Annotated in this window: 20 protein-coding genes; 11 read left to right on the top strand and 9 right to left on the bottom strand. The window is 59.6% G+C overall.

All coding sequences use genetic code 11. The features are described from left to right. A complete protein-coding gene (locus DVA43_RS07955) occupies window positions 1-819 on the bottom strand; it encodes an ABC transporter substrate-binding protein (RefSeq protein WP_114315202.1) in 819 nt (272 codons plus the stop codon). A gap of 239 nt (window positions 820-1,058) precedes the next feature. Here DVA43_RS07955 and DVA43_RS24700 point away from each other — a divergent pair, with 239 nt between their 5' ends. From DVA43_RS24700 to DVA43_RS07940, 4 genes are all read left to right on the top strand, one after another. After that, a complete protein-coding gene (locus DVA43_RS24700) occupies window positions 1,059-1,220 on the top strand; it encodes a hypothetical protein (RefSeq protein ID WP_168194653.1) in 162 nt (53 codons plus the stop codon). A 160-nt stretch (window positions 1,221-1,380) separates the two neighbouring features. Beyond that, on the top strand, window positions 1,381-2,709 hold the full coding sequence (locus DVA43_RS07950) for a sensor histidine kinase (protein WP_114315201.1): 1,329 nt from the start codon (window positions 1,381-1,383) through the stop codon (window positions 2,707-2,709). Further along, window positions 2,702-3,313, top strand: a complete 612-nt coding sequence (locus tag DVA43_RS07945) for a response regulator transcription factor (RefSeq protein WP_114315200.1) — start codon at window positions 2,702-2,704, stop codon at window positions 3,311-3,313. Before DVA43_RS07950 ends, DVA43_RS07945 begins: the two co-directional genes overlap by 8 nt. An 89-nt stretch (window positions 3,314-3,402) precedes the next feature. Further along, window positions 3,403-3,885 carry a heme-binding protein gene (locus DVA43_RS07940; RefSeq protein ID WP_114315199.1) on the top strand — a complete coding sequence of 161 codons (483 nt, stop codon included), beginning with the start codon at window positions 3,403-3,405 and terminating at the stop codon, window positions 3,883-3,885. Window positions 3,886-4,002: 117 nt separating this feature from the next. On the opposite strand, the gene DVA43_RS07935 is transcribed toward DVA43_RS07940, so the two are convergent. Continuing rightward, on the bottom strand, window positions 4,003-4,143 hold the full coding sequence (locus tag DVA43_RS07935) for a hypothetical protein (protein WP_032617828.1): 141 nt from the start codon (window positions 4,141-4,143) through the stop codon (window positions 4,003-4,005). A 128-nt stretch (window positions 4,144-4,271) separates the two neighbouring features. Between DVA43_RS07935 and DVA43_RS07930 the strand changes: the two genes are divergently transcribed. After that, window positions 4,272-5,063, top strand: coding sequence for an MBL fold metallo-hydrolase (locus DVA43_RS07930; RefSeq protein ID WP_114315198.1), 792 nt, complete (start codon window positions 4,272-4,274; stop codon window positions 5,061-5,063). 71 nt (window positions 5,064-5,134) lie between these two features. Continuing rightward, complete coding sequence (locus tag DVA43_RS07925; protein ID WP_103823889.1) at window positions 5,135-5,770, top strand: carbonic anhydrase; 636 nt, start codon at window positions 5,135-5,137, stop codon at window positions 5,768-5,770. A 40-nt stretch (window positions 5,771-5,810) separates the two neighbouring features. Here the strand turns inward: DVA43_RS07925 and DVA43_RS07920 are convergent, their stop codons facing one another. The 6 genes from DVA43_RS07920 to DVA43_RS07895 all read right to left on the bottom strand — a co-directional run bounded on the left by DVA43_RS07920 (window position 5,811) and on the right by DVA43_RS07895 (window position 11,902). Next, window positions 5,811-6,977 carry a cupin gene (locus DVA43_RS07920; RefSeq protein ID WP_114315197.1) on the bottom strand — a complete coding sequence of 389 codons (1,167 nt, stop codon included), beginning with the start codon at window positions 6,975-6,977 and terminating at the stop codon, window positions 5,811-5,813. Between the two features lie 11 nt (window positions 6,978-6,988). Then, the gene (locus DVA43_RS07915; RefSeq protein ID WP_103823891.1) at window positions 6,989-7,777 is read right to left on the bottom strand and encodes an HpcH/HpaI aldolase/citrate lyase family protein; all 789 of its coding nucleotides are present in this window, start codon (window positions 7,775-7,777) and stop codon (window positions 6,989-6,991) included. Beyond that, window positions 7,770-8,486, bottom strand: coding sequence for an alpha/beta fold hydrolase (locus tag DVA43_RS07910; protein ID WP_246842289.1), 717 nt, complete (start codon window positions 8,484-8,486; stop codon window positions 7,770-7,772). Before DVA43_RS07910 ends, DVA43_RS07915 begins: the two co-directional genes overlap by 8 nt. Before the next feature lie 11 nt (window positions 8,487-8,497). Continuing rightward, complete coding sequence (locus DVA43_RS07905; protein WP_114315195.1) at window positions 8,498-9,262, bottom strand: SDR family NAD(P)-dependent oxidoreductase; 765 nt, start codon at window positions 9,260-9,262, stop codon at window positions 8,498-8,500. 3 nt (window positions 9,263-9,265) lie between these two features. Beyond that, window positions 9,266-10,588, bottom strand: a complete 1,323-nt coding sequence (gene hisD, locus DVA43_RS07900) for a histidinol dehydrogenase (protein WP_210406699.1) — start codon at window positions 10,586-10,588, stop codon at window positions 9,266-9,268. 75 nt (window positions 10,589-10,663) lie between these two features. Next, window positions 10,664-11,902: an MFS transporter gene (locus DVA43_RS07895; protein ID WP_114315194.1), complete on the bottom strand. Its 1,239-nt coding sequence runs from the start codon at window positions 11,900-11,902 to the stop codon at window positions 10,664-10,666. A gap of 330 nt (window positions 11,903-12,232) precedes the next feature. Between DVA43_RS07895 and DVA43_RS07890 the strand changes: the two genes are divergently transcribed. The 5 genes from DVA43_RS07890 (at window position 12,233) to DVA43_RS07870 (ending at window position 18,223) form a co-directional block, all read left to right on the top strand. After that, complete coding sequence (locus DVA43_RS07890; protein WP_114315193.1) at window positions 12,233-13,303, top strand: LacI family DNA-binding transcriptional regulator; 1,071 nt, start codon at window positions 12,233-12,235, stop codon at window positions 13,301-13,303. Next, on the top strand, window positions 13,300-14,271 hold the full coding sequence (locus DVA43_RS07885; protein ID WP_114315192.1) for a nuclear transport factor 2 family protein: 972 nt from the start codon (window positions 13,300-13,302) through the stop codon (window positions 14,269-14,271). Before DVA43_RS07890 ends, DVA43_RS07885 begins: the two co-directional genes overlap by 4 nt. A gap of 130 nt (window positions 14,272-14,401) precedes the next feature. Continuing rightward, window positions 14,402-15,541, top strand: a complete 1,140-nt coding sequence (locus tag DVA43_RS07880) for an ester cyclase (RefSeq protein ID WP_103823897.1) — start codon at window positions 14,402-14,404, stop codon at window positions 15,539-15,541. Then, the gene (gene hisD / locus DVA43_RS07875; protein WP_114315191.1) at window positions 15,541-16,851 is read left to right on the top strand and encodes a histidinol dehydrogenase; all 1,311 of its coding nucleotides are present in this window, start codon (window positions 15,541-15,543) and stop codon (window positions 16,849-16,851) included. Before DVA43_RS07880 ends, hisD (DVA43_RS07875) begins: the two co-directional genes overlap by 1 nt. A gap of 58 nt (window positions 16,852-16,909) precedes the next feature. Further along, window positions 16,910-18,223 (top strand): amidase family protein, encoded by a 1,314-nt coding sequence (locus DVA43_RS07870; protein ID WP_114315190.1) that lies wholly within the window; start codon window positions 16,910-16,912, stop codon window positions 18,221-18,223. Here the strand turns inward: DVA43_RS07870 and DVA43_RS07865 are convergent. Next, window positions 18,210-19,820: an FAD-NAD(P)-binding protein gene (locus DVA43_RS07865; protein ID WP_114315189.1), complete on the bottom strand. Its 1,611-nt coding sequence runs from the start codon at window positions 19,818-19,820 to the stop codon at window positions 18,210-18,212. The two genes, DVA43_RS07870 and DVA43_RS07865, sit on opposite strands and share 14 nt — an antisense overlap. Between the last annotated feature and the right edge of the window lie 21 nt (window positions 19,821-19,841).

Below are 19,841 nucleotides of genomic sequence, written 5' to 3'. Positions count from 1 at the left end.
TTACTGGACTTCTATTTTAAAGGCGCGAGGCTGCGGGGAGGGCGTCTGTGGACCAAACCAGGCATCGTAGATTTTTGCCGCGTCGCCGGTATTCTCCAGCTTCACCAGCTCATCATTCACCACCTTTAACAGTGCGGTTTCGCCTTTTTTCACTCCGACGCCAATCTCTTCTTTACTTAGCAGATCCGGGAGGATCTTAAAGTTGGCTTTATCCGGTGCCTGCGCCAGCAGACCTGCCAGAATGGTGCTGTCTTGGGTGATCGCCTGCACGTTGCCGTTGCGCAACGCCGTCAGCGCCAGCGGAATATCGTCATAAGAGAGCACGCGCGATTGCGGAAAACGCTGATGCAGCGCCTGCTCCCCGGTCGTTCCTTTCACCGCCCCGATACGCGCCTTGCTGTAGGCCTCCAGTTTATCCGCGCCCTTGGCCGGGACCAGGAACTGCTGCCCGGTCACGAAGTAGGGGGTCGAAAAGTCGATCACCTGTGCCCGTTCCGGGGTGATGGTGATATCTGCCACAATCAGATCCGCTTTCCCGGACTGCAGCAGCGGGATGCGGTTTGCCGGGTTAGTGGCGACCAGCTCCAGTTTTACCCCGAGTGATTTTGCCAGCGCTTTGGCGAAGTCGACGTCATAGCCGACGATCTCGTGGCTTTTCGCATCCACCGATCCAAACGGCGGATTGGCATCAAACGTTGCGACTTTCACCACACCCGCCGCCTTAATATCCGCCAGCTGGTCTGCCTGCGCCTGGGTGGAAACCATCCCGACAGCGGCCAGTAAAGCCAGTGCCAGCGTCCGTTTTGTGTGTATTGCCATAGGTTCCTCTGCTTCTGTTTTTATTTTGTCCCCATACGCTCCCATACCCGGCGCGGGTAGCCAAATGCCAATATTGTCTTTGCTTAACGAAAAAAAGCATGAGTGAACAGCGCGTTACCCATCAGTTAAAGCAGCGTTGCTTTTGCGCCTGGCGCAAATCCTCTGCCGGAATCGGCATTTCCACCGCCGACGGATTGCTGGTTTACTGCATTCAGGCTGAACACATGAGGAACAGGGCAATGGACACACTGATGAGTACGTTACGGCGGTTTTTTACCGCACGATCGGAAGAGAACAGCGCGCAGCGTATTATTGAATCCATTCTGCCTGTCGCCAGCCTCTATGGTGTGGATATCGCCAATATTGACCCGGAGTGGTTCCATGACCAAACGCCACGCTGAACACCGCCTGGTGCGGGAAACATACTGGAATGAGGTGTGCGATCTTCACCGCGCCCTCTGCCATTCTGGACGCTAACATCCAAAAATCGCCGCAAGTTTTGTCCACGGCTTAGCTTCCTGCTAAGGTCTCTGGCGTCTTTTTCCTGCGCCAGTTAAATGAATGAACAGCAAAAACTATCTACAACGAGGGCTCCTGATTTGGCTCACGCTCTGCCTGCTCAGCAGCGTGCTGCTGTATGCCGAGCAGATCCGCCGTCAGTACTGGGCACTCGACCGGGAATTTGCCACGGCGTTTACGGAGATCGGCGCGGTTCTCACCCAGAATGAGTCAGTGCTGCCGCTGTTGAATGGCGATGAAGATCTGGCGGCGCTGCGTAAAAAATTCCCGCAAATACTCGACCTGCAAACCACCTCTGGTCGCGCTCTCGACGCCGCCCGGGTGGAACCCCTGGCGGGCACGCAGTACTGGCTCTATAACCCCTGGCGACAGATACGGGTGCTGATTGACCCTTCGCCGGTTCTCACCGCCTGGCCCCGCTTTTCCCGCCTCACCCTGAATCTCTCCGGTGAGATGCCGCCACCGCCAACAGAGGCTTTCTGGCACTGGCAGCGACAGTTTTCTCAGCATACCCAGCCGTTTATTCTGCTGGCCGAGGCCCAACCGGCGTGGCTGAGCGTGGCGCTGCTGCCGTTTGTCCTGCTGTTTGCGGGCTGGGCTATTGTGGTGGCGGCAGGTGGCGTGATCCTCTGGCAACGTAAGCAGCGCCAGAACGCCGACCAGCGCGCCTGGTACTATCAACATGCCCGGCTCAATACCCTGGGGGAGATCACCGCGGGCATTGTGCATGAGATCAACCAGCCTCTCACGGCGGTGCAGACCTGGATCCAGGGGGCGCAGCGCCAGATGCGCCAGGATAACCCTGCGGCGGTTGCTCAGGCGCTGGGCTCGGCGCTGGTGCAAACCCAGCGCATTAGCGCGCTGCTGACCCGCTTTCGTGAGCACGTTACCCAGGAGGCTGTCACCTTAGGGGCGGTGGATCTGGCCGAGTGCTGGCGGCATGTCAGTAACCTGCTGGAGCATGAGCGCACCGCCAGTCCTGTTCGACTTACCCATGATTTCGCCGCCGATGCCCGCACGCTCTGCGCCGACCGGCTGTGGCTGGAACAGGTGCTGCATAACCTGCTCAGCAACGCTATTCAGGCCCAGCAGGAGCGCGCCGCGGGTTGGGTGCATATCCGCAGCCACCGCGAAGGCGAACGCATCCACATAGCGATCACCGACGGCGGCCCTGGCTTTACCCCGGAAGCACTCCACAACGCCTTTATGCCTTTTTATAGTGGGCGAGAGGGCGGCACGGGGCTGGGAATGACCTTAACGGAGTCGTTGGTCACCCGGATGAATGGCACGCTCGCTCTGGATAATGCCCCGGAGGGCGGGGCCAGGATCAGATTACAGTTTGCTCACCACGGGGGTCAGGTAAATGGATAACGTCATCTGGTTGATTGATGATGATGCGTCAGTCAGGGAGTCGCTGGTTTTTCTTTTCACAGGTATGAACTGGCATGTGGAGCCTTATGACAGTATTGCCGCGTTTACCGCGGCTCAGAGTGGGGAAAAATCCCTGACCGGCTGTCTGCTACTGGACATGCGCATGCCGGGCAAAGGTGGGCTCGCCTGGCTGGAGGAGGGCGCCTGGCCGTGGCCGCTGCTGCCGGTGATCCTCATGACCGGCCATGGCACCATTGATGCCTGCCGCCGCGCGTTTCACAATGGCGTGTTTGAATTTTTCACTAAGCCGCTGGATGCCGACACGCTGATTGAATCCATTACCGCCGCCCTCGCCGAGAGCCAGCGGCGCCTGGGCGTCTGGCAGGAGGCCACGCGGGTCCGAGCGCGGTTTGAACAGCTCACCACCCGGGAGCACGAGGTGCTGCTGGCGCTTATGGAAGGCAGCAGTAATAAAGAGGTCGCCGCCCGGCTGAATCTCTCCCCAAGGACAGTGGAAGCGCACCGGGCGGCGGTGTTCGTCAAGCTGGGCGTCTCAAGCCTGGTGCAGGCCATCCGGGAATACGACAAATTACAATCCGTATAACTACCAGGATCACCGCGTAGTCAACCGAATAACATTTCATCGCCCGCTTCGATACGCTGCAAGGGTTCCCACTTACAAGAGGATGTGCGATGAAAAAGTTAATGATGGCGGCAGTGTGTGTAGCAGGGATGGTCAGCGTATCGGCGCATGCACAGTCTGTAGCGCAAAAAAATCTCTCCCTGACTCAGGCGAATGCGTTAGCCAGTGCGGCGATCCAGGCCTGCATAGCAAAAAATTATCAGGTCAGCGTCACGGTGGTGGATCGCGCCGGGGTAGTAAAAGCGGTGCAGCGCACGGATAACGCCGGTCCGCACACCCTGAAAGCCAGCGAAATGAAAGCCTCTACTGCGCTCAGCACCAAAAATGCTTCGGGTAAAGTGATGGAGTCTGCGCAAAGCAACGCGGGCGCGCAGAACCTGCGCGATATCCCGGGCCTGCTGCTGCTGGCCGGTGGTTTGCCGGTCAAAGAAGGGGATGAGACGATCGGTGCCATCGGCATTGGCGGCGCGCCGGGTGGGCACCTGGATGAAGCCTGCGCGCAACAAGCCATTGATGGGCTGAAGAAGTCGTAAAAACGCCCTGCGGCGCTGCGCTTACGCGGCTCTGAGGGAAGGATGTTGTAGGCCGGGTAAGCGTAGCGCCACCCGGCATAAAACTAAAAACCCCGGCGCTAGGCCGGGGCTTTTTTATCAGATCTTGCAGGCGTCGCCGCAATCATCATCCGCCACGATCGCCTGGGCTTTTTTATCCGCATCTTCAAGGCGTTCAGCGTTACGTTCTTCGGCTTCGTCCAGCCCGTCAAACACCAGATTGTTGAGATCAATTTCCATCGTTTACCTGCTTTGTTCGGTTTTTGTTCCAGGTCGTATTATAGAGCAAAACAAAGTGAGGAGGCACCCCAGCGCACATAAGGATAATCCTTGCCATACTGATGACTCACCCGGACTCAGGAGGCGTTGTGATCGTCTTATGTAAAACCTGCGGCACGTCTTATGACGCCGACCGCGAACCGCAGCACTGTGCCATTTGCGAAGATGAGCGCCAGTATGTACCCACGACGGGCCAGGAGTGGCTTGATTTTTCCGCCCTGACCAACACGCACACTAACAAGTGGCAACAGCTTGAACCCGACTTATTGGGCATCAAAACCGTGCCCGCGTTTGCCATCAACCAGCGCGCGATCCTGCTGAAAACCGCGCAGGGTAATGTGCTGTGGGACTGCATCGCCAATCTCGATCCCGCTACCCAAGCGCTGGTGACCGCGCTGGGCGGGATCGACGCCATCGCCATCTCTCACCCGCACTACTACACCACCATGCAGGACTGGGCATCGGCATTTAATGCGCCAGTATATTTGCATGCCAGCGATCGGCAGTGGGTGATGCGGGACAGCCCGGCGCTGCGCTTCTGGGAGGGGGATTCGCTGGAGATCGCCCCTGGCGTGACGCTGCACCGACTGGGCGGCCATTTTGCCGGCGGAACGGTGCTGCACTGGCACCGCGACGGCGGTATTCTGCTGGCCGGAGATATTCTGCAGGTCACGCCGGGCAAAGATGCGGTGTCGTTTATGTGGAGCTACCCGAACATGCTGCCGCTCCCGGCAGGCGTCGTGGCTGAGATCGCCGCCCGGCTGGAAAAGGTTTCCTTCGAACGCCTCTACGGTGCCTTTGAAGGCCAGAACATTTCCGCGAACGCGCGGGCGATTGTCATGCGGTCGGTCCAGAAATATATTGCTTGTCTGAAGTCGTGACCGGTGGGTAAACTCAAAAAACCGTGATCTCGATCATGCCTGTAACAATCACAAAAAAATGAGACATTGCTATGCAACATATCATTGAAGGTTTTCTCAGCTTTCAAAAAGAAATTTTTCCGCAACGTAAAGACCTTTTCCGCAGTCTGGCCTCCAGCCAGAATCCCAAAGCGCTGTTCATCTCCTGTTCTGACAGCCGCCTGGTGCCGGAGTTAGTGACCCAGCAGGAGCCGGGACAGCTCTTTGTCATTCGCAATGCTGGCAACATCGTTCCGCCTTTCGGGCCGGAGCCGGGCGGTGTGTCCGCCACCATCGAATATGCGGTGGTCGCCCTGGGCGTGACCGATATCGTGATCTGCGGCCACTCTAACTGTGGCGCGATGAAGGCGATTGCCGACAACGCCAACCTCGAGCCGATGCCTGCCGTCTCTCACTGGCTGCGCTACTCCGATGCGGCGAAAGCGGTGGTGGAAAAGAAAACCTGGGAAACCCCGACCGACAAGGTCAACGCCATGGTGCAGGAGAACGTCTTCGCCCAGCTGAGCAACATCAAAACCCATCCTTCAGTGGCGGTCGGCCTGCGTAACAACGCTATTCGCCTGCACGGCTGGGTGTACGATATCGAAAGCGGCGAAATTCGCGCCCTGGATAAAGAGACGAAAACCTTCGTTTCGCTGTCCGATAATCCTGGCGTCTACTTCGAGTAACACGCCGCATTCAGGGCGGGGGATCCCGCCCTGATTCCGTTTACGGTAGCGCCTCAAGTTTCAGACCCGCGCGCTTCGCCGTTTCCGGCAGCAGATCCGCCGCCGTGACGTACCCGTCCGGATCCAGACAGCGGTTTGCCGCTCTCGCCTGTTGCAGTATCTCTTCATCCCAGTAAACGCGCTTACGCTGATCGCCTTCGGTGGTCAGAATGCACTCCATGTCGCCATCCAACGCGCGATAACGCCGCCAACTGTTCGCCGGAACCGAAATGACCGAACGCTCAGGGGCGACAATGCTCACCTCTTCGCCCTCTTTATTCCAGGTCACCTCTAGCGTGCCTTTAAAGACCATGATCACCTGCACGTCCGGGCAGAGGTGGCGACCCACCACATGCTCCGCGGCCAGGCGCAGCCACTCAACGGAAAAACCGTGCGGGTTAACGATAGCTGGCGCGGCGTGTTTATCCTGGCTGATACCAAAGCCGATCACCGGGGCGATCTCGCCGCCGTGGCCGGGCAGGACCGAATCGAGTAACCCCGCCGCCGACCAACGCCGATCATCTCCGGTCACCGCCCGCTGGCGCATCTCCTCTACGGAGTAGTGGCGCAGGGCGGCAATCTCTTCTGCAGGCAATGGCGCCAGCAGTCCTGCCGGTTCCGGGAGGGTATCGCCCGCATTTACGTCGATAAGCATGTTGTCTTTGCTCAGATAGAGGCCATACTCGCTGGCCGCGTTCAGAATCGACGGATGCCAGATAATCCCCCCGGTGTTATTCCCCCCGAGCACCGTGTAGACCATTCCGCTGGTCTCTTCTTTACTGACGTTGGTAAAGCCGCGGAAGATCCAAGTGGGAATGGAAAGAATGGCCGGGGCGCTGAACTCGGCTTCATTTTCCCCGTTGGCTCCCCAGCGAAAACGCCAGGTGCCCTCGTGAATCAAGAACACTTCGGCGGTGAAATGCAGATGAAGGTTATTGGTCACCCCTTTTGGCATCGCCGCGGCGCCGATATTAAAGCCGTGCGGTTCCGGAATATTGACCACCTGAGCGGAGGACTGGGTAACGCCCGGGCCAATAAAGGAGTAGTTCTGTTTCAGGTGGGAGCCGGGAAGCTTGCAGTCGATAAACGCCAGATTGCATGACACCATATCTTCAGGGGCAACCAGACGGCTGCGGGCCAGTTCGGGGCTAATGTGACGTGCTTTCATCTTTTCTCCTGTTAATAACCTGATGCGCCGGTAGTGGGGAGTGCATTGCCCCGCGCCAGGGCGATGGCTTCGCGTGAGGCGCGGCCAAGTTGCATGACATCGTTCGCCGGGGTGACAAACTGAAAACCTTCGCTAATGCGCCGGGCGGCAGCCTCACCCGAGGTGCAAAAGATCCCGGCGATTTTTTGCCACTGACGACACCGGCTGACGACCCGCTCAATGGCAGCCAGCATCTCAGGGTGACGCGATTCGGCGCTGGCGCTGCCGGTCAGGGTCAGCGACAGATCGTTCGGGCCGATAAAGACCCCGTCCAGCCCGTCGGTGGCGAGGATTGCATCCAGGTTCGCCAGCCCATCACGGGTTTCGATCATTGCCAGGGTCAATATTTCGTCGTTGGCGTGCTGCGGATAATCCGCGCCACCGTAGAGCAGCCCCCGGGCAGGGCCAAAGGAGCGGTTGCCCAGCGGCGGATAGCGGCAGGCGGCCACAAAGCGGCGGGCCTCTTCAGCCGTGGAGATCATCGGGCAGATAATGCCGTAGGCACCCGCATCCAGCATGCGCATGATCTGCGCCGGATCGTTATCCTGCACCCGCACCAGCGGTACCGCCGGGGTAGCGGAGAGGGCCTGCAGCATGGAGAGCGCGCTGGCGAAGTCAATCATGCCGTGCTGAAGATCGACGGTGACGGCATCAAAACCCTGATGGCCGGCGATCTCCGCGCTGTAGCCCGATGGGATGGCCAGCCAGCCGTTAATCACGGCGCTGCCGTCGGGCATTGCCTTGAGTCTGTTTTTACGCATCTAAACACTCCTGGATCCAGTGACGTAGCGGGTGAGCGACCTCATCCGGCGCTTCCAACAGGGTGAAATGCCCGGCTGAGGCGAGGGTGACAAGCGTCGCCTGAGGCGCACTCTCAATAACCCGCTGGTGGTGAGACGGCGTGCAGATGGGATCGTGCAGGCCGTTGATAACGACGATGGGGCAGGCAAGGGCCGGGAGCGCCCCGCGATTATCCCGCCGGGTAATGGCGATTTCGGTCTGCGTCGCCAGGGTATCGGGCCCGCATTCTCTGGCCATCTGGCAAATCAGATCGTGCAGGGCGGCATCCTGCGTGCGCGTTGGGGCAACGTATTTCGGCCACAGGCTGGCGGAGAGCCAGTTCGCCACACCCTGCTGTCGCGCTACGCGTACCGCCTCGCGTCGGGAAGCCGCATTTTCTGGCGCATCGGCAAGGGGATTGACCGACAGCAACGCCAGCCCGGCGACACGCTGTGGCGCGTCGGCGACCATCTGCAGGGCCACAATCGCCCCCAGCGAAAAGCCAGCCAGCAGGAAGTGTGGCGGCAGTTCGTGCAGCAGGTTTCGCGAGGCGTCTGCCGCCGACGTCGCGTCGGTCAGCGTAATGCCGATCACGTCAGAGAGATTGAGTCTGTCGAGCAGCGGCTGCCAGAGACGCGCGTTACAGAGCGTGCCGCTAATCAGCACCAGCGGCAGGGCGTGATTATCCACAATCTTACTCCTCAGGTTGCGGTCCAGCCGCCGTCGACCATCAGCGCGCTGCCGGTGATCATCGCTGCGGCGCCGGAAGCCAGGAACACCACCGGACCCATCACATCTTCGACGGTACCGGTGCGTCCGAGCTTGATATTCTCCAGCACGTAGTGGCGAAAGGCGGGGTCGGCCAGCGACGATGCGGTCAGCGCCGTCTCAATAAAGGTCGGGCAGAGGGTATTAACCCGGATCCCCGCCTCGCCAAGCTCCAGCGCCATGGCTTTGGTTAACCCTTCCAGCGCAAATTTCGACGCGCAGTAGACGCTGCGCTTAGGGCCGCCGACGTGCCCCATCTGGGAGGAGATGTGGATGATCGAGCCTGCTATTCGCTCCTCACGCATCCGGGCGGCGATCCGCTGGCTGACAAAAAAGGTCGCCCGCAGGTTGATCGCCATCACCGCATCAAAGTTCGCCTCGCTGACCGCCAGAAACGGTTCGTGGCGAGCCAGCCCGGCGCTGTTGACCAGAATGTCGAAGGCGGGCAGGGCTTCGGTGACGGCCTCCACCTGGGCGACATCGGTTATATCCAGCGCCACCGGACGCAGCAGCAGCCCGCGTTCGGCGGCGAGGGTGGCAGCCGCATCCAGCGCCTGGCGATCCCGGGCGGCAATCCACACCTCTGCGCCACTCTGCGCCAGGGCGACAGCGCAGGCGAATCCCAGTCCGCGGGAGCCGCCCGTCACCAGGGCCCGCTTTCCGTGCAGGCCGAAGGAGGGCATCTCAGGAAACGCCATGACTTACACCTTCTCTCTGATCGGCGCCGGGGTGGCGTAAGGCACCTCCACCTGGCCGTAGCGGCGGACGCGGATATTGGCCTGCTCAGCATGTCCGGCGAAGCCTTCCAGCAGCGAGAGGCGCGAGCAGTAGCTGCCGATCTCAGTGGTGGCTTCATCGCTGAGGACTTTCTGCCAGGTGCAGGTTTTCATGAATTTCCCCACCCACAGGCCGCCGGTGTAACGCGCCGCTTTTTGTGTGGGCAGTGTATGGTTGGTGCCGATCACCTTATCGCCATAGGCAACGTTGGTGCGTGGGCCGAGGAACAGGGCGCCGAAGTTAGTCATGTTGGCCAGGAACCAGTCGTCCCGGGCGGTCATGACCTGAACATGCTCAGAGGCGATGCGATCGGCTTCCGCGAGCATCTCTTCGTAGCTGTCGCAGACGATGATCTCCCCGTAATCGCGCCACGCCTGGCGGGCGATATCAGCGGTGGGCAGTTTTTCCAGCAGGCGATCGATCTCGCGCAGCGTCTCTTTGGCAAGGGCCATCGAGTTGGTCAGCAGAATCGCGGGGGTGGTCACACCGTGCTCGGCCTGTCCCAGCAGGTCAGTGGCGCACATTTCGGCGTCAACGGTCTCGTCGGCAATCACCAGTGTCTCCGTCGGACCGGCAAAGAGGTCAATCCCGACCCGGCCAAAGAGCTGGCGTTTGGCCTCCGCTACAAAGGCGTTACCGGGCCCGACCAGCATATCGACCGGCGAGAGCGAATCGGTGCCCAGCGCCATCGCGCCGATGGCCTGAATTCCCCCCAGCGCATAAATTTCCGTGGCGCCAGCCATTTTTTGCGCCGCGACGATTGCGGGTGCCGGTTCGCCGCCGAACGGCGGGGCGCAGCTTACGATACGGGAGCAGCCCGCCACGTTGGCCGTGATAATCGACATATGCGCCGAGGCCAACAGAGGATACTTTCCGCCCGGGACATAACACCCCACCGCATTAATGGGGATGTTTTTATGCCCGAGAATCACCCCCGGACGGGTTTCAATTTCCAGATCCCGCAGACATTCTTTTTGAGCGCGGGCGAAATTAAAGACCTGCTCCTGTGCAAATTCGATATCGTGAATATCCTGGCGGCTTAATTTATTGATGCAGGCATTAATTTCCGCGTCGCTCAGGCGATAATCCTGCCGATCATAGCGATCAAACTTAATGGATAATTCGCGAATAGCTTTATTACCGCGTTTTTCAATATCCGCCAGAATAAGCTCTACCGTTTCCCTTATTTGACGCTGCGCATCCTGACGTTCCTGAACCGGTTTACTGGTTTTAAGCATATAAGCCACAATCTCTTCCTCGCATAATTAAGATGACAACTGTCCTCCCGGCGGGCCGGGATAAATGTTTGGGTGATTAAAAAATTACTGGTCGCGCGCGGGCGCGAGTGGGGCGTTAAGGGATAATTCCGCAGACGGCGGCATTTTACGGCTATTCACCCAGCGCACGGAGAGCGGGGTGGCAATGGCCGCGATAACCGACAGGCCAGCAATAAAGAGATAGCCGGACGACAGATTAATGTGCTGCATCATCACGCCCATGATCACCGGCCCGGCAAACATCCCGCAGGAGTAGATGGTCTGGAACAGACCCATGCGCGTGGATTGCTCATCAGAGGTAGTATTGACCACGCTCAGGGACATAAAGGCCGCGAACGCCATCCCGAACGAGAAGCCCGCCAGCGCCTGTAACAGATAGATGACATACATATTGCTGGTGAAGGGGATGCCTAAGGTCGACACCACCTGCAGGACAATGCCCAGCACCGCCGTCTTCATCAGCCCAAGGCGCTGATAAAAGAGGCTGCTGCACAGGGCGATGGCGAGGGCGTAGAAGATCAGATGGATGTTGCTCAGCAGGGTTAAGATCCCGGCACGCCCGCCTAACTGCTCGGCATAGATCGGCGTCAGCGTATCGCGGGTAGCAAAAGGCACCAGGATAACGAGGGTCGCCAGGATACCGATCAGCCACACCGAACGGTCGGCCAACTGCAGGCGGGCACCGGCGATACAGGCTTTAAGCGTCGGGGCTTTGACCGGATCGTGTACATCCTGGATGCGGGTGGTGAGAAGCAGCGCCACCAGCGCCGAGACGCAGGAGACGAAAAATGCGATGTTGTTCTCAAAATAGTGAATCAACAGACCCCCAATGCAGTTGCCGAGAAACACCCCCAGCGGCCCTGCCAGCGCCAGAAAGGCCACCGCAGCAGGGGCATCTTTGCGGTCAAAATAGCGAATAAAGAGAATGTTGTAGAGCACCCAGGTGGCAGCGGTGACGCCGTCAGCCGCCTTCGCCAGATAGAGGGTGAGGGCGTTAGGCTCCAGCCACGCCAGCGGCCAGGCGATAATCGGCAGGACCAGCGCCCCCTGGATAAAGATTTTTCGACTCTTCACCACATCGGAAACAATCCCAAGCGGAAAGCGGATCAGCAGCGTGGCGAGGCCGCTGGCCCCCATGATGATCCCCATCACCTGCGGCTCCATCCCCTGGTTGATCATCATCGGTGCCAGGAACGCATCAATGCTGTGAATACAGATAAAAAACAATACGCTGATGATAAAAAAGAGCCGGGCTTCGGGTCGGCGTAACAGTGCTCGAAACATGGTTGTGAACCTCTTAAAACGTAATGGGTTAAAACCAGTCAAGTACAACGTTTACCGGCTCAATCCCTTTGGATACTGACCAGGCTGCCCGGTACAATTGACGGTGTGAATATTGCTCTGCATACGTATTCAAAAATTGAAGTTACGAAAAGGTTTCAAATTTGTAAAGGTCGTTTATCACCATTGTGAAAAAAATAATTTAGGCTGTTGCATACGCATGCAAACATGGTGTAAGTATAAAAAGTACCCGCTTCCTGCGGCGCGGTGACAGGGAATAGCCCTGCCACAAGTGCCGATGAGGGGAGTCACAGGGATAAGGAACTCACGGTAATGAAACGTAAGACTTTTACAGCGGTGACCTCTCAGCAGGTGGCGCAGCTGGCGGGAGTATCACAATCGGCGGTGTCCCGCACCTTCACGCCGGGGGCGAGCATCTCACCGGCAACGCGTGAGAAGGTGCTCAAGGCGGCGCGTGAGCTGGGCTATCGGCCTAACGCCATCGCCCGCTCGCTTAACACGGCCCGCTCGCGGATCATCGGCGTGGTGATCTCCTATTTTGATAACCAGTTTTACCCCCAGGTGCTTGAGGCGCTGGCGCAAAAGCTGGACACCCTTAACTATCACCTGCTGCTGTTTGTCGGCGATCGCGACGGGAATGTTGACCGGATTTTCGACCAGATCATGCAGTACCGGGTGGACGGCATCGTGCTGGCTTCGGTCACCCTGTCGCTTGACCTCTCCCAGGAGTGCCTTGCCGCCGGGATCCCGGTGGTGCTGTTTAACCGCAGCGAAGAGAGCGGGATGGCATCGAGCGTTAACAGCAATAACGAGGCGGCATCCCGCCAGATTGCCGAATTTTTACTGGCGGCAGGACATAAACGCTTTGCCTACGTAGGCGGGGTGGCGGACTCGTCCGTCAACATTGCCCGTCAGCGCGGGTATTTGCAGGCTTTGCAGGAGCAGGGCATTGATGATGTCCGGTTGGTGAACGGCAATTACGATGCCCAGGAGACAGCCCGTGCGGCCTATGCGCTCTTCTCTGCATCCCCCGCGCCGGACGCCATTTTTGTCGCCAATGACCATATGGCGGTGATCGTCATGGATGTGGCGCGCTACGAGTTTGGCCTGCGCATCCCTGAAGATGTCTCTATTGTGGGTTACGACGATATCGGCCCCTCCGGCTGGGCATCCTATGCATTAACTTCCGCGTCACAGCCCGTCGAGGCGATGGTCAGCGCCACGGTGGAGCTGCTGATGAAGCAGATCGACAGCGGTACGATCGAACCTGAACAAATTACCGTGCCGGGCAAACTGGTGGTACGCCACTCCGCGCGCCGACCGCATGCGGGGGCTATCGACGCCAAGGGTTATTACATGTTCCAGACGCAGGAGGACAAATGAGCAGATTGCCGGGCTTCAGCCCTCAGTTCGATTCTATCCAACAATTCATTCTCACCCTGACGCATGTGGTCTGGGAACAAAAGGATATCGGCCAGCTTGCCGACTTCTACGCTACGCCGGTGGTCTTTATCACCCCGGAAAAACAGCTAACCGATCTGCCGCAGTTTATGCGCCTGACCCTGGAGGCGATGCACAGCTTTCCCCAGCGCACCGTGCTGACCGAGGACATTCTGGCAACCGAGAATCCCGGCAATGAGTACTACGCCGCCCAGCGTACCATCGCCTGCATTCGCCATATGGGCGAAGGCTTCTTCGGCGCACCCAGCGGCAAAACCCTCTGGGTGCGCACCTGGGCCGACCGTATCTGTGCCGACGGCGCGGTGCGCCAGGAGTGGCTTTTGCAGGACAGAGCGGCGATTGTCGCTCAGCTCGGACTCAACGTGCAGGAATTTGCGCGCAATCTGGCGGGCATGCAGGAGCAGCTGGGTATTCCCCGGGCGACCGCCGAAACGCTGGACGCCCGCTGGGCGGGTGGCCCGGAAGGGGATGATGTCGAAGGGCCGATTGCCGGAGTAGTAGAGCGCTATCTCACCATGTGGGCGGGCGGTAACAGCGGCACCGTGCCGGGTCTGTATCATCCTGCCGCCACGCTCTATGCGCCGGGCCACTGCAGCGGCACGGGAGAGCAGGAGATTGCCGCGCTACTGTCGGGATACCGCGCCTCCTTTGCCGACAGCGAAGTGCAGCTGCACCACCTTATCGTGCGCCGGGACCCTGGCGAGCCGGTGCGCATTTCGCTGCGCTGGTCGCTCCTGACCTGGCACGACGGATATGGCAAGTTTGGCGTGCCGACCCGTAAGCCGGTATCGATCACCGGTATCAGTCAGCTTGAATTACGCGATGGTTTAATTATTCGCGAATATCTTGGTATTGATGAATTAGCTATCTGGTCGCAAATCGTCAATTAACCGGAGGTCCGCCTCCGCTATATTTCTTACCTGAACGTTTTTAAATCCGCCGCAATAAGTATTGCGGCTCCATTCTCCATCCATTCCGGGTGCGGGATCGTATTGTCTGAAAACAGAAGCAGGGGTTTATATGTCTTCAACTGAAGCAACAAATAAAGCACCAGCCGTACCTGAAAAAAATAATAAGCTCACCCGTGATGAACCGGTATTACAGGTTGAGCGTCGCGACTTTATTGATTTAGTGCCGGAGAAACGTCCGCGGGCGCAATCATTACGCGGGTTCGATGAGTGTTATACCGATATTGTCGATTATATTGTTCGCTGCACCCATAAAATATGGGATGAACGCGACGTAGGATTAATTTACACCCACTATACGCACAACTGCGTCTTATATAACGCGCTGGGTACTCTCTATACCCGCGAGCAGGTGGTGCAGGATACGCTGCAACGCCTGGTGGCTTTTCCGGAGCGCCGAGGCATGGCGACCCAGGTGATCTGGAACGGTAACGACGTGGACGGTTTTTACACCTCGCACCTGGTGACCGGCAGCGGGCGCCATACCCAGTTCAGCCACCTTGGCAAACCGACTAACCGAACGTTCGTCACCCGCACCGTGGCCGACTGCATGATCCACGAGAATAAGATCTATCGCGAGTGGGTGGTGAGCGACAACATGTCGCTGATGAAGCAGCTGGGACTGAACACCGATGAAATCGCCTTTAACATGGCGAAAGAGCAGTTCGACAAGGGCTTTCGCGTTACCGACATCGGTGAAAACGGCCGCATGCTGGGGCAGTATCCGCCGGAGATGGTCTGCGATGTCTCCATTGCCCATACCGACACCGAAGAGCAGTGCCTGCGCTGGATGCACGAAATCTATAACCGCCGGATGCTCGGCAAGATCAAAGAGGTCTACGCGCCGAACGTTCAGTGGCACGGCCCGCTGATGAAAGAACTGTACGGCACAGCGTCGGTGACCCACCAGACCCTGGCCCTGATCGGCATGATCCCTGACGGCGCCTGGCTGCCGCAGCACATCTGCTCCAACCCGTGCGACGAAGGCGGCACGAAGGTAGCGATACGCTGGATCATCGAGGGCCACCACCTGGGCTACGGCGAGCTGGGTAAACCGACCGGTAAACGTCTGTTCGTGATGGGGATGTCTCACTACCACATTATTAACGGCAAAATTGTCGACGAGTGGGTGCTTTACGATCACCTGGCGCTGCTGGCACAAATCAAACTGGGTCAAATGGAGGAAGCATAATGTCTGTACAGTCAATTGTTGATCAGGTGAGCTGGATCAAACGTCCCCAGGGGCAGGATGCGCAGGCCGACAAATCGTTAACCGACACGGTCGGTGGCATTATTGCGCGGGTAAAAGACGAGGGCGACGCGGCCCTGAGAGATTTCTCGCGGCAGTTTGATAAGGTGGTGCCCGCGCAGTTTGAAGTCACGGCCCAGGAGATTGAGACCGCGCTGCGCGAGATGGACCCGCAGACCCGCCGCGACAGCGAGTTTGCCATCGCCCAGGTCAGGCGCTTTGCCGAGGCTCAGCTTGCCACCATGCAGCCGCTGGAGGTGGAAACCCTGCCTGGCGTGCATCTGGGGCACCGGATTATTCCGGTTCAGACGGTGGGGTGTTATGTGCCGGGGGGCCGCTATCCGATCCTCTCCGCGCCGGTGATGTCCATCGTGCCCGCCACGGTTGCCGGATGCGAACAGATCATCGCCTGTCTGCCGCCCGCGGCGCACCCGTCGATGATTGCGGTCTGTCACCTGGCCGGGGCGCACCGGATCTTTAAAATTGGCGGCGCTCAGGCGGTGGCAGCCATGGCCTGGGGAACGGAGAGCGTACCGGCAGTGGATAAAATTGTCGGACCGGGCAACGCCTTTGTGAACGAGGCCAAGCGCCAGGTGTTTGGTAAAGTGGGGATTGACGCCCTGGCGGGGCCGAGCGAGATCTTCACCGTCGCCGACGACAGCGCCGATGCGCGCATCATTGCCGCCGATCTACTGGCGCAGGCCGAGCATGATGTCCACACTCGCGTCGGGCTGGCAACCACCAGCCGGGCGATCGCCGAGGGGGTACTGTCAGAAATTGAGCGCCAGCTGATGACGCTGCCTACCGCCGCGACCGCGGGGGAAGCCTGGCGTCGTCAGGGTGAAATCGTGGTCTGCGACAGCGAAGAGCAGCTGATCGCCTTTGCGGATCATATGGCGACCGAGCATCTGCAGGTCCATACCCGCGACCCGCACAGCACGGCGGCGAAAATCCGCAATTACGGCTCGCTGTTTATCGGCCAGAACGCCAGCGTGGTCTTCTCGGACAAATGTTGCGGCACCAACCACACCCTGCCAACCATGGCGGCAGCACGTTACACCGGCGGGCTGTGGGTGGGGGCTTACGTTAAAATCTGTACCCATCAGTGGATCGATGAGCAGGGCATCACGGCGATTGCGGAACCGGCCATTCGCCAGAGCCGTACCGAGGGGATGCAGGGGCACCGCCGCGCCGCGGAGATCCGTCTGCATCCGGAAGCGCTGGATGCCATCACCTCCGGGCTGCGGGACTGATTGCAACGGGAGGTCAGCGCGCTGCGCTGGCCTCCGGCATGACTGTGAAGAGGACGATATGCAAAAGAGTCGGTTGATTCCCCCCAGGGATGCCCCCGAAGAGATAGCCCGACGGCTGGCGATCATCGCCGGGCAGCCGCAGCTGAACGCAATCCTCGGCATCAATCCGGAGGCGCAGGCCCAGGCGCACATCTGCCAGTCGCTGCGGCGTCGCGGCCAGCTACTGGGGCCGCTGCACGGCGTACCGCTGATCGTCAAAGATAATATCGCCTGCGCCGGACTGCCGGTAACGGCAGGGTGTCAGGCCCTGGCCGCACTTCGGTCCACAGGGGATGCGCTGGTGGTGCGCCGTCTGCGGGCTGCCGGGGCGATAATTCTGGCCCGGGCCAATATGTCCGAGTTTGCCTTCGACGTCCGCTCCCGCAGCTCCCTTGGCGGCGATGTACATCATCCGCTTTTCCCAGGCATCACGGCAGGCGGCTCCAGCGGCGGCAGCGCGGCGGCGGTGGCGGCAGGGATGGCAGAGGGGGCGTTAGGAACCGATACCGGCGGCTCGATCCGCATCCCGTGCAGCTATACCGGGCTGGTGGGGTTAAGACCGCGGGTGCGCAGGGAGCAGATGGAGGGCATCGCGCCGCTCTCTCTCAGTAAAGACACGGTGGGGCCGATGGTACATAGCGTCCAGGATGCGGCCCTGCTGCACTGGATTATTCACGGCCAGACGCCACGGACCCTTGAACCCGTTTCGCTGAAAGGGGTGCGTTTTGGGGTGATCCGCACCCTGGAAGGGAGCGACTCACACCTGGGAGAGGTATGGCATGCCGCCCTCGCGCAGCTTGCGCGTCACGGCGCAACGCTTACGGAGATCGACCTGCCGATACTGCGCGACGTGGAGGGAGCAACCTGCCTGAGCCTGTTCGAATTTCGCGTGGGATTCGATGCCTGGTTAAAGCAGCATCCGGGGGCGCCGACGGATCTGCATGCGATTGTAGCATCCGGGCAATTTTTGCCGGAGTTTTTGCCGCTGCTGACCCGGATGCTCGCCTGCGACAAACTGAAAACCCCGGCGTGGCGCGCCGAAAGAGAGCTGCGGCGTCGGCTGCGCCACACTCTTGGGCAGGTAGCAGAGCAGGCGGGGGTCGACGCGTACCTTTACCCAACGGTGTGCCGTATACCCGACAGTCTGGAGAAGATGCCGCCCGGATGTGCACCTGAGCTGGCGGCCATCAGCGGTTGCGCCGCTATCACGCTTCCTTGCGGCAGAACGCGCAGCGGCTTTCCCGTGGGGCTTGAAATTCTCTCTCCCGTAGCCGATGAATCTCCGCTGCTGGCGTTGGCCGCCGCCTGCGAAACCGCCTTTACTCCGCCATAAACGGCAATCGCCTGCGTACGCGCGAGGCGGGCTGAACGGCGGCTTTCGCCATTGCTTCGCCGATCTCCGCGCAGGCCACCAGGCCCTGGACAAAGGGACGATCGTGCATCAGATAGGGCAGGGCGCCGAAGGCGATGCGCCCGCGCAGGTACTCCGGTGCCAGCAGGGTGTAATCGTCGCCGACGTCGGGGATATCTTCTCCCGCAGAGACAAGCTGTTCGCGCAGGGAAGGGAACGGCAGGTCTTTGCTTTTCAGCGCTTTTTGCCCGCGGGCATCGATAAAGGTATCAAAGATCCAGCGTTTACCCTTGGCGTGAATGACCGTCCGGTTCCCTTCTGCGGCCAGTTCATACTCATTGCCCAGCGCCTCGATGCTGATGATGCCCGCCTCGCGCAGGGCCAGCAGTCGGCGCACCGACCGTGAGGGGATCGCCGCATAATTGTCGATAAACACCCGCGCCAGCCCCGTTTTGAAACGTTCTCTGTCGGTCTCATCCAGGTAGGGCACAATCTTCTCCACGGCCTCATGCAGCCGCAACACGGTGTAGCGCCACGGCAACGTGCGGCGGTCCCGCTTGTTGCGCTCCACTTCATCCAGGTTAGAGACCGACCAGCGGAACGGGCCATGCTTCTGGCGGTCGGCAAACCAGGCGTCGCGGATGCTGTCGGCGGTGAGGGTGTCCAGAGCGATCGCCTTGCTCCACTGCGGGTCGGCTTGCTTCAGCTCTTCAACCATCAGCCTGAACACCCGATCGAGCAGGCCGGTGGTGCCCTGCTGGATCGCCGCCTCGATAGCCGTTTCCGTAACCACGGTTAACGGCTCGTAAGGGATAGGGCAGTAGAAATCGGCTTCGGGCAGGATGCCAGAGCGGGACATCAGCACAATCTTCAGCGCCTCGCTCTTGTCATCGAGCCGGTAGTGGATCTGCTCGTCATCGGTCTCAATGAATTTGCCATGCTGTACGGCGACGGCCATTGCCGCGTCCAGCCCGCTCAGGGAGGTACCTAAAATGCCCACCTTGCCCGCGCCGATACTGGCCTCCATCAGCCCGGACCAGGGGCTCGGGAAGAAGTCGCGTGGAGAGGTATCTTCGTCCGGCCAGACGTGGCCGGTGGCGATCACCGCCAGCTCGAACTGGTCAGGAGTGAGTTTGCCGTCGGTCCAGATGCTCACCCCCTCGGCGCTGGCCAGCAGATCGCTCACCTGACAGGACTCGTGGACGGTGATCTCGAAGCCCTGTTTTCGTGCCTGTGCGATGAGCGCCTGGAACTGGTCACGGAAATACTGGCCCAGCAGAATGCGCGGCAGGAACTGTCGGTCGTGCAGGGTGGATTTCTGCACGCCGTAGCGCGCAAGATGCGCCTCGCTCTGGGTGCGCAGCCACGCGAGGTAGGTGGAGAAAAGGGGCGGGATCTCAATGCTGGCGATGTTGGCCAGCATCATGCGCGAGTTATCTTCATCGCTATAGGGCATCCCGACGCCGGCCTCTTCAGCCTGTTCATAAACGGTGACGGAAAGCGGTGTATTCAGTTTCAGAAGAGAAAAGAGGGTATAGATCCCCGTGGGACCTGCTCCGACAATGGCAATTTTTTTCATTGTGTTTACCTGCTGTTTTTT

The organism is Leclercia sp. W6, from assembly GCF_003336345.1.
Classification (GTDB): domain Bacteria; phylum Pseudomonadota; class Gammaproteobacteria; order Enterobacterales; family Enterobacteriaceae; genus Enterobacter.
Note: the sequence above shows the minus strand (reverse complement) of the source record. Positions and strands in the feature narration are given on the sequence as shown.